Annotated in this window: 4 protein-coding genes and 5 pseudogenes; 6 read left to right on the top strand and 3 right to left on the bottom strand. The window is 73.5% G+C overall.

Annotated elements, in window-relative coordinates:
* Positions 1–451: 451 nt before the first annotated feature.
* The 3 genes and pseudogenes from FF86_RS61275 to FF86_RS30345 all read left to right on the top strand — a co-directional run.
* Positions 452–956 (top strand): annotated as a pseudogene (locus tag FF86_RS61275) (glycosyltransferase); the annotation flags it as partial.
* Position 957: 1 nt separating this feature from the next.
* Positions 958–1,222, top strand: a pseudogene (locus FF86_RS61270) (glycosyltransferase family 2 protein); the annotation flags it as partial.
* A gap of 264 nt (positions 1,223–1,486) precedes the next feature.
* Entirely contained in the window at positions 1,487–3,700 is a 2,214-nt protein-coding gene (locus FF86_RS30345; protein ID WP_044888685.1) for a glycosyltransferase family 39 protein, read from the top strand.
* 273 nt (positions 3,701–3,973) lie between these two features.
* On the opposite strand, the gene FF86_RS30340 is transcribed toward FF86_RS30345, so the two are convergent.
* The 3 genes from FF86_RS30340 to FF86_RS30330 all read right to left on the bottom strand — a co-directional run bounded on the left by FF86_RS30340 (position 3,974) and on the right by FF86_RS30330 (position 7,093).
* On the bottom strand, positions 3,974–4,666 hold the full coding sequence (locus FF86_RS30340) for a TetR/AcrR family transcriptional regulator (protein ID WP_236706338.1): 693 nt from the start codon (positions 4,664–4,666) through the stop codon (positions 3,974–3,976).
* A gap of 126 nt (positions 4,667–4,792) precedes the next feature.
* Positions 4,793–5,944 carry a DUF2889 domain-containing protein gene (locus FF86_RS30335; RefSeq protein ID WP_242419913.1) on the bottom strand — a complete coding sequence of 384 codons (1,152 nt, stop codon included), beginning with the start codon at positions 5,942–5,944 and terminating at the stop codon, positions 4,793–4,795.
* A gap of 204 nt (positions 5,945–6,148) precedes the next feature.
* Entirely contained in the window at positions 6,149–7,093 is a 945-nt protein-coding gene (locus FF86_RS30330; protein WP_044888684.1) for an alpha/beta fold hydrolase, read from the bottom strand.
* A 501-nt stretch (positions 7,094–7,594) separates the two neighbouring features.
* Here FF86_RS30330 and FF86_RS61265 point away from each other — a divergent pair.
* From FF86_RS61265 to FF86_RS61260, 3 pseudogenes are all read left to right on the top strand, one after another.
* Positions 7,595–7,869: pseudogene (locus FF86_RS61265) on the top strand (MFS transporter); the annotation flags it as partial.
* A gap of 1 nt (position 7,870) precedes the next feature.
* Positions 7,871–9,528, top strand: a pseudogene (locus tag FF86_RS30325) (MFS transporter); the annotation flags it as partial.
* A 576-nt stretch (positions 9,529–10,104) separates the two neighbouring features.
* Positions 10,105–10,287, top strand: a pseudogene (locus FF86_RS61260) (HNH nuclease); the annotation flags it as partial.

Below are 10,287 nucleotides of genomic sequence, written 5' to 3'. Positions count from 1 at the left end.
GACGCGTCAACGTCGGCCTGACTGAGACCTCAACCTCGATCACCGGGAAGGTACGCCCTCCCCAGCCGATCCACAGGTCTCAACCATTGCTCCTCGTGCCTCGTCGAGAAAGATGACGCCGTCGCGTCGGCGGCTGGTGGGGAGACGGAGACAGACGGCCAGGCGTTGATCCATGCGGCTTCAGCCGTGCGGGCTGTCGGGCGGTGGGGTTCACAGGGATCACACAGAGGTCGCACAGGGTCTGCGCAGGCGGGGGGCCGACCGTGAGGGCATGACACTCCTGCCGATTTCCGATGTCTCCCGCACCATCGCCCCGCGCACCATCGCCCCGCGGTCCGACTACCCGCGGTCCTCGAGCCAGCCTTCCGCAGGGCAGGTCGGCCGGGAGGGGCGCGCCGATCAGAGAGTCACACAGCCGAGCCCGCGGCCACCCCGGGCGGATCATCCCGTTCTGGACCTGGTGGTGCCGGTCTACAACGAGGAGCAGGATCTCGCGCCGTCGGTTCGGCGGCTGCACGCCTTTCTCCTCGGCCGGTTCCCGTATCCGTTCCGGATCACGATCGCGGACAACGCCAGCACCGACGGGACCCTGGCGCTGGCCCGGGTCCTGGCCGCCGAGCTGCCCGGCGTCGCCGTCACCCACCTCGACCTCAAGGGACGGGGACGGGCGCTACGGGAGGTGTGGTCGTCCTCGGACGCCGACGTGCTCGCCTACACCGACGTCGACCTGTCGACCGACCTGGGCGCCCTGCTCCCCCTGGTCGCGCCGCTGATCTCCGGGCACTCGGACGTGGCGATCGGTAGCCGGCTCAGCCGCGGGGCACGGGTGGTGCGCGGGCCGAAGCGGGAGTTCATCTCCCGCTGCTACAACCTGCTGCTGCGCCGGACGCTGCGGGTGCGGTTCCGCGACGCGCAGTGCGGCTTCAAGGCGATCCGGTCCGACGTCGCCGCACACCNGCTGCCGCACGTCGCCGACACCGGCTGGTTCTTCGACACCGAGCTGCTTGTCCTGGCCGAACGCTGCGGACTGCGGGTGCACGAGGTGCCCGTGGACTGGGTGGACGATCCCGACAGCCGCGTCGACATCGTCGCCACCGCCCTGGCCGACCTGCGGGGCATCGTGCGGGTCCGCCGGGCGATCGCCAGCGGCGCGGTGCCCGTCGCCCACCTGCGCTCCTGGATCGGACGCCGCCCGCTCACCGCGGCCTGCGCGCTGCCCACCNACCTGACGCCCTACCCGGACGCCCACCCCGACCCCCGCGACCAGCGCGACCAGCGCGACCTCCACGACCTCCACGACCAGCGCGACCCGCACGACCAGCGACCCACGCAGCCGGACGCCGACCGGCAGGCCGCCCCGGCCGGCACCGGCGCCCCGGCCGGCACCGGCGCCCTGCGCTGAGCCCGCCCGCATCCCGCGGCATCCCGCACTGAACCCGCCCGTCGGGTGGGTGGCCTTGCCGCGACTGACTCTGGAGCTTTCTCGATGACGACCACCGCACCCAACGTCGACCCATCCGACACGATCCGGCTCGCCCCGCGGCCGCGCGGCGGCGGGCGCTGGGCCCAACCGCCGCCTCCGCCGCCGGGCAGGGGACACGGGCGGCTCGGGCGGCTGGCCCGCGGGCCGGCCGGTGATCCGGTCTGGGTCCGGGCGGCGCTGCTGGCCCTGCTGGCCGGCACGGCGCTGCTCTACCTGTGGAACCTCAGCGCCTCCGGCTACGGCAACAGCTTCTACGCGGCGGCGACGCAGGCGGGCTCGCAGAGCTGGAAGACGCTGCTGTTCGGCTCCCTGGACGCCGGCAACGCCATCACCGTCGACAAGCCGCCGGCGGCGCTGTGGATCTCGGGGCTGTCCGCGCGGGTCTTCGGCTTCTCCTCCTGGTCCGTGCTCGCGCCGCAGGCGGTGGAGGGGGTCGCGGCCGTCGGGCTGCTGTACGCGACGGTCCGGCGCAGCGCCGGCGCCACCGCCGGGCTGCTCGCGGGCGCCGCGTTCGCGCTGACGCCGGTCGCCGCCCTGATGTTCCGCTTCAACAACCCGGACGCCCTGCTGGTGCTGCTCCTCGTCGCCGCGGCCTACTGCACGGTCCGGGCGACCGAGCGGGCCAGCGCACGCTGGCTGATGCTCGCCGGGACCTGCCTCGGCTTCGGCTTCCTCACCAAGCTGGCGCAGGCGTTCCTGGTCGTCCCGGCACTCGGCCTGGCGTACCTGGTCGCCGCGCCGACGGGCCTGGGACGCCGGGTGCTGCATCTGGCTGGCGCGGCCGGGGCGATCGTCGTCTCGGCCGGCTGGTACGTCGCCCTGGTCGACCTGTGGCCGGCGTCGTCACGCCCCTACATCGGCGGTTCCACCGACAACAGCCTGCTGCAGCTCGCCCTCGGTTACAACGGTCTCGGCCGCATCCTCGGCTCCTCCGGCGGCGGGGCCGGCGGCGGCGGGGGCGGGATGGGCGGCGGGGGGAACAACGGCTTCGGCGGCGCGACCGGGATCACCCGGCTGTTCGGGTCGAGCATGGGCTCGGAGATCTCCTGGCTGCTGCCCGCGGCGCTGCTCGTGCTGGTCGTCGGACTGTGGCGAACCAGGCGGGCACCCCGCACCGACCCGGCGCGGGCCGCGCTGGTGCTGTGGGGCGGCTGGCTCGTCGTCAGCGGGCTGGTGTTCAGCTTCATGAGCGGGATCATCCATCCCTACTACACCGTGGCCCTGGCGCCGGCGATCGCCGCGCTCGTCGCCGCCGGCGGGACCGCGCTGTGGCGCGACCGCGACCAGTTCCCGGCGCGGGCGGCACTCGCCGCCATGATCGCGCTGACCGGCGGGTGGAGCTTCGTGCTGCTCGACCGGGTGCCGACCTGGCTGCCGGCGCTGCGCTGGATCGTGCTGGTCGCCGCGTTGGCCCTGGCCGCCGCGCTGGTCGCCGGCGCGGCCCGCTTCACCCGGGTGACCGCGGTGCTCGCCACCGCGGCGGTGCTCACCGTCGGCGCCGGCAGCACCGCCTACGCCGTCAGCACCGCCGCGCATCCGCACACCGGCTCGATCCCCACCTCGGGACCGTCCAGCGCCGCCATGGGCGGTGGCCCCGGCGGCAACGGCGGACGCTTCGGTGCCGGCGGCACCCCGCCGACCGGCACCACCCCGCCGACCGGCACCACCCCGACCAGCGGCACCACCACGACCGGCACCACCAGCACGGCGGGCAGCACGTCCACGGCGGGCGGCACCTCGACGGCCGGCGGCACATCCACGACCGGCGGCACCTCGACGGCCGGCAGCACGTCCACGACCGGCGGCACCTCGACGGCCGGGGGGATGGCGGCGGGCGGAGGCGGCGGCGAGCAGTCCGCGAACGCGGCGTTGACGGCGCTGCTGGCGCGGTCGACGACCACGTGGGCCGCGGCCACGACGGGCGGCGCGACCAGCGCGGCGCAGCTCGAACTGGCCAGCGGGCAGTCCGTGATCGCGATCGGCGGCTGGGACGGCAGCGACCCGGCGCCCACCCTGGCCCAGTTCCAGCAGTGGGTCGCCGACGGGAAGATCCACTACTTCCTGGCCGGCGGCGGGGGCATGGGCGGCGGGATGGGCGGCGACCGTGCCACGGGCACCGGCACCGCGATCGCCACCTGGGTTGCGGCGCACTTCACCGCCACCACGGTGGGCGGTCAGACGGTCTACGACCTGACCGCCACCAGCACGAACGGCTGACACGACGATGCCGGGCACGACGATGCCGGGCACGACAACGGCTGACCCTGCCCGCCACGGCGGCGACGGACCTCCCGGGGACCATCGCCGCCGCGGCGGGCGTTTCGGCCCCTCCGCTGCGATCGGCGCGCCCGGATCAGCACGCCGTCCGGATGAGGGCGCGGTCCGGCCCCGACAGTCAGGAGGTTCCGCGGAACCGCACCGCGGGGCGGGCCGGGCCGGGGCGGACCCCCGAGCCCATGNCGATCTCCACCTGGACGAGTGGGCGGGTGGTCAGGGGGTGTCGGGAGCGGCGTGCTGTCTGGCGAGCAGGGCGCGCAGGCCGTCGACGATGAGGGTGTCGGCGAAGGCGGTGAGGTCGCGTCCGTGGACCTGCGACCACATCGCCTCCACCCGGCTCAGCGCCGGCCACTGCGCGGGCCGGTCGCTCGGGACACCGGTACCCGCGCCCTCGCGCAGCCGGCGCTGGATCGACCGGGCCATGCCGTAGTCGTGCAGGACGTTGAAGCCGAGCAGCGCGTTCTTCGGCGTCAGGCCGGCGTCCAGCAGGATCTGGAGGTAACCGTCCATGATCCGCCACCCCTGGGTGGTGGGGGGGCGGCCGTAGACCAGGACGTCGACACCCGGCCACGCCTCCAGGGCCGCGGCGCAGCGCCGGCGCAGCTCGCACAGGCGCACGTCCCAGTCGCCGAGGTCGGGCGGGGGAATCTCGACGCCGGCGAGGACCGCGTCGATGACCAGGTCGACCAGCGCGTCCTTGCTGGCAACGTGGTGGTAGGCCGCCATGGCGGACACCCCGAGCTCCTCGGCGAGCGCGCGCATGGTCAGCGCCTCGAACCCCCGGTGAGTCCCCACCCGCAGGGCGGCGGCGACGATGTCGTCGACCCCCAGGGCCCGCACCGCACCGGCCGGCGCGCCGGACGCCTGCGCGCCGCGCGCCGTAGCCGGACGGGCACCTGCCGCCACCTCACCACCCGAGACACGTCGACGTCGCCGGGCGCCGCCACCCTCCCCGGCACCCCCGGGGAACGCCCCGCGGTCAGTATAAAACCGGCGCCCCCACGGACCGGACGATCGTCCGACCCCGGTCGGTCAGTCGATGCGGCCGGTGGTGACGAGGTGGTCGACGAGGACGGGGACCTCGGCGAGCGCCCGCAGCGCGTCGTTGAGGTGGGTGCAGCCGTCGGTGCCGACGACGAGTCGGATGACCCGGGCCCGCAGGGTCCGCATCGGCTCGCCGAGCAGCAGGTCGACGTTGTCGGCGGCCGACGGGCAGGTCTCGAAGGGCAGCACCCGCGGGTCCGCGCGCAGCCCGACGAGCCGCATGGTGGCCGGGTCGACGGTGGCGTGCACGCCGTACTCGTGGACGACCGTCTCCACCCCCTGCGGGCTCCACATGCTGTCCCGGAACATCGAGTCGACGGTGAGCAGGCCGTGGGGCGTCCCGGGCTCGGGCGCGACCACGTCCACCCGGCGCCGGCGGCGGAACATCGCCGAATCGCCGGACGGCGCCGGCATCCGGTGCCAGGCCAGCGGGTCGTCGGGCTGCTCCAACGGATGGGCGGGCACGAGGTTCTGTTCCAACCCGCCACCCTGGGCCATCCGCTCCAGCGGGGCGCCGTCAGCCCGCCATCCCGAGCAGACCTCCCGCATCGCCTCGACCCGGCTGGCCGCCGTCGACGCGGCGAACTCCGTCAGTTTCTCCTGCTCGCGGGGCCACAGCCGCCAGGCGATCGGCGCCACGAGGGTCGCGCCGGGCATGTCGTCGAGCAGGAAGTGCAGCGGCGATCCGGTGGCGACGTCCTCGGGGACCAGTTCGCGCAGGCGGGCACGGTAGCCGCGGCCACCACTCTGCCCGATCAGGCCGTCCAGGGCCTTGCGCGGGGGCACACTGGTGACGGAACGCAGCGTCCGGGTGCTGTCGATGGTGACGCGCAGCTGCGCGGAGTCGACCACCGTCGCCTGCCTGTCGCGCCCGGTCACGAGGTCGCGGGCGCCGGCGTGCAGGTGCATCGGGGACCCGAAGCCGTCGGGCCAGGTCACGTTGAGATGGCTGGTGCGGCGCACCGATCCGGGCACGCGCGGCGGGGCGCCCCGGTGTGGACTACCCGGCGGCGGGGTCAGCTCGGCGAGTGCCGGCAGCGGTCGTACGGGAGACGGCATCTGGACCTCCGAGCCCGGTCGGGCGGCACGCCGCAGCGGCGCACCGCCCTTCTGGGCCGCGCCCGCGGCATAACCCGTCACCCTTTACACAGTAAAGCCAGTGGTGAATCTACCCTGCACAATCCCGCTGCGCTGGGTGACATCGACCACGGGCAGGCCGGACACCCGCAGCCCGAGTGGGGGTGCGGGTGCGCTCCCGGTCAGGGTGCGGAGTCGGTCCAGGGGCTGGGGCGGTTGGGGGCTGGGGTCGGGCAGGGGCTGGAGCCGGGCAGGGGCTGGAGTCGGTCAGGCCGGGAAGGCGAAGTCGCGGATCAGGGTGACGAGCTCCAGGGGTCGGTCGCTCTGCACGGCGTGGCCGGCGCCATCGACGAGGGCGTAGCGCAGGGCCGGCAGGCGGCGGCGGAACTCGGCGACGTCGGCGTCGTGGACGTACTTCGACTCGCCGCCCCGCACGAGCAGCGCCGGCACGGTGATCGTGTCGACCTCCTCCCACAGCGAGGTGAAGTCAAGCCAGTCCGGGGTTCCCGGCGGGGGCGGGCCGAACAGGTCGTACCGCCAGGACCAGCGGCCGTCCGGCAGCCGGCGGGCGTTGTGGCGCACCCCGCGGCGCACCCCGGCGGCGGCCCGCAGCGGGCTGAGCGCCACCGCGGCGTCGGCCATCTCCTCGAACGAGGCGTAGGTCGGCGGTCCGGAGACGAGCGCCACCGAGCCGCGTTCGGCCGTCGTCATCGTCCGGCTCGGGTCGTTGACCTGCGGGGTGACGTCGACGATCACCGCGCGGCGACAGAGGTCGGGGCGCGTCGCGGCGAGATGGGTGACGGTCAGGCCGCCGAGCGACATGCCCACCACGACCGCCGCGTTCGGCGCCACGGCCGGCAGCGCCGCCTCCAACGCCTCGACGTTGCGCCACGGACCGTAGTCGCGGTCGGCGCGCCAGGACGACCGGCCGTGGCCGGGCAGGTCGAACGCCACCGCGGGCCGGCCCAGCGCGAGCGCCACGTAGTCCCAGGTGTGGGCGTTCTGCGCGCCGCCGTGCAGGAACACCACCTCGGGATCGGCGGTGCCCCAGCGGATGTAGCTCAGCCGTCGGTCGGCCGCCAGGTCGACGTAGCCGCGGCTGACGTCGGGCCGGCCCGCGAACGGCAGGCCCAGTTCCTCGGCGTTCTCGTGTAGCAGTCCGAACTCGTCGTAGTCGTCGGCCGCCAACGTGCCCTCGACATCGGTCGCCACGTCGCCTCGCTCTCCTCGCGCCGGCCTCGATCCGTCCCGCGAACCTCGATCCGACCCACGAACCTCGATCCGTCCAGCGAGCCTCGATCCGTCCNGCCTCGATCCGTCCCGCGAACCTCGATCCGACCCACGAACCTCGATCCGTCCAGCGAGCCTCGATCCGTCCAGCGAGCAATGTAGGACGCTCCGGCGTCGACGTGTGCCGCTTCGAGCCGCAATGCGATCCCAGCGGTGGGAATGCCGATCGACAGGCGCGGTTGTTAGTATGAGTCAAGCAACTATCCGACGTGGACGCGGGGCACACGGTCGACCCGACCAAAGGCATGCGCCAGACGCAGCGGGCACACGCCCGACGCAGAAGGTACCCAGGCCCCTCACCGCAGCGACGAGATGCCTCCCGGCCCCCGGCCGACCCGCCTCGCGCCCATGCCATGCAGCACGCCCGGCACCGCCCGCAGCGGCGGGCCCGGCCCGCATCGGTGATGGAGGGAGCAGCGCCGGATGTCCACGACAGCGGGGACTCCGGTCGACGCAGCGCGCCGGCCACACCAGGACGACCACTCGGGATACCGCTGGATCGCCCTGTCGAACACGACCATCGGGGTACTGATGGCGACGGTCAACAGCTCGATCGTCATCATCTCCCTACCCGCGATCTTCCGCGGGATCCACCTCGATCCCCTGCAGCCGGGCAACGTCAGCTACCTGCTGTGGATGCTGATGGGCTACATGCTCGTCTCCGCCGTGCTGGTGGTGACGCTGGGCCGGCTCGGCGANATGTTCGGCCGGGTCCGGATCTACAACGCCGGCTTCGCCGTGTTCAGCGTCGCCTCGATCGGGCTGGCTCTGACCCCCTGGCAGGGCTCGTCCGGGGCGCTGTGGCTGATCGGCTGGCGGGTCGTCCAGGGCGTGGGCGGCGCGATGCTCATGGCCAACTCGACGGCCATCCTCACCGACGCCTTCCCTACCCGCCAGCGCGGCATGGCGCTGGGCATCAACCAGGTCGCCGCGCTCGCCGGCTCCTTCATCGGGCTGGTCGCCGGCGGACTGCTGTCGGAGTGGAACTGGCGCGCGGTGTTCTGGGTGAGCGTGCCGATCGGCGTGGCCGGCACGATCTGGTCCTACCGCAGCCTGCGCGACACCGGCCGGCGCGCACCCGCGCGGATCGACTGGTGGGGCAACATCACCTTCGCGGTCGGGCTGACCGCGCTGCTCGCCGGCGTCACCTACGGCATCCAGCCCTACGGCGGCCACGACATGGGCTGGCTGAACCCGAAGGTGCTCGCCGCACTGATCGGCGGCGCCGCCGTCCTGGTCGCGTTCGTCCTCATCGAACGGCGCACCGCGCAGCCGATGTTCAACCTGGCGCTGTTCCGGATCCGGGCGTTCACCGCCGGCAACGCAGCGGTCCTGCTGTCCTCGATCGCCCGCGGCGGGATGCAGTTCATGCTGATCATCTGGTTGCAGGGGATCTGGCTGCCGCTGCACGGCTACGACTACGTCGACACGCCACTGTGGGCGGGCATCTACCTGCTGCCGCTGACGATCGGGTTCCTGGTGGCGGGCCCGGTGTCGGGCTTCCTGTCCGACCGGTTCGGCGCCCGCGCCTTCGCCACCGGCGGCCTGACGCTGGTCGCGGCGACCTTCGTCGGCCTGCTGCTGCTGCCGACGGACTTCAGCTACCCGGCGTTCGCGGCGCTGCTGGTCCTCAACGGGATCGGTTCGGGCCTGTTCTCCGCGCCGAACACGACCGCGGTGATGAACGCCGTGCCCGCGGCAGCCCGCGGCGGCGCGTCCGGGATGCGCGCGACCTTCATGAACTCCGGCCAGGTCCTGTCGATCGGCCTGTTCTTCTCCCTGATGATCGCCGGGCTGTCCTCGACGCTGCCGCACTCGCTGCACAGTGGGCTGGCCGCGCAGGGCGTGCCCGCCGACGTCACCGACCGGGTGGCGAACCTGCCGCCGGTCGGCAGCCTGTTCGCCGCCTTCCTCGGCTACAACCCGATGCAGAACCTGCTCGGCGACGGCACCCTGCACCAGCTTCCCGCGGCGAACGCCCAGGCGCTGACCGGCAAGGAGTTCTTCCCGCACCTGATCGCCTCGCCGTTCCACCACGGCCTGATCATCGTGTTCTCGCTGGCCATCGCCATGTCGCTGATCGCAGCCGTCGCCTCCCTGCTGCGCGGCGCGCGGTATGTCCACGTCGAGACGCTGCTCGCCGCCGAGGCCGCCGCCGGCCCCACCGCGGACGGCGGCACCATCGGTGGCGGTGCCATCACCGACGGCGGTGCCATCACCGACGGCGCTGCCCACACCGACGGCGCTGCTGTTCCGGCAGGAAGCAGCAGTTTGAGGGAGATCCGCCATCCGGTTGAGAACAGCCACCCGGCCGAGGACAGCCACCCGGTTGAGAACAGCCACCCGGCCGAGAACGGNCACCCGGCGGGGAGCGGTCAACCGGCCAGGAGCGTCCTGCCGGCAGGGCGGATGCGGCCGTCCGACCAGGCGGGCGTCGACCTGGACGCGCCGACGGTACGGATCCCCTAGCCGCGCATCCCTAGCCGCGCACTGCCTGTGCCCGGGGGAGGCGGACGGCCGTCCACCTCCCCCGGCCGCACCGATGTTCTCCCACCCGCGCCGCCCGCCCACCTCACCCTCGGCGCCCGCCTTTCCGCGCCGCCTGCCTGCGACGCCTACCCTCCAACGACGCCACCCAGCTCTGCTGCCGCGGACGTCGGCTGCTGCCACGGTCGCCCTTCCTGGGTGGCTGCCGGGAGACTCGGCGCGCCAGTACACCCGTCGAGAGCCGGTACCGCCCACGGACCGCGAAGGGTGTGGCGGCCAGATCCGGTTGTTGTGGTTGGCGTTGTTCGCGCGGGACGTGCAAGTGCGGGTTGGTTCCCGTGTCGTCTCCGCTCACAGCGTACGAACATGTGTTCGACATCCGGGGTGTGTTGTTCTACCGTCGACCCATGGTTTTCGACGACGACCTCGGGGACGGCCCTGACCCNCCNGCCCGCCTCGCGACGATCTCCCGCCACCTCGACGGGCTGCTGGCCGCGCAGGCCTGGCAGCTGTCGGACGGGGAACTGGCAGGACTGATCGAGGGGATGTGCCGGCTGACCGGCCGGGTCGCCGCGGCGCGGGGCCTGCTGTTCGTGGAAGCCCAGGACCGTGGGTTCGCCGTCCGCCAC

It is taken from the genome of Frankia sp. CpI1-P (assembly GCF_001421075.1).
In the GTDB taxonomy this organism is placed as follows: domain Bacteria; phylum Actinomycetota; class Actinomycetes; order Frankiales; family Frankiaceae; genus Frankia; species Frankia torreyi.
This window is presented reverse-complemented; position numbering and strand designations above follow the sequence as displayed.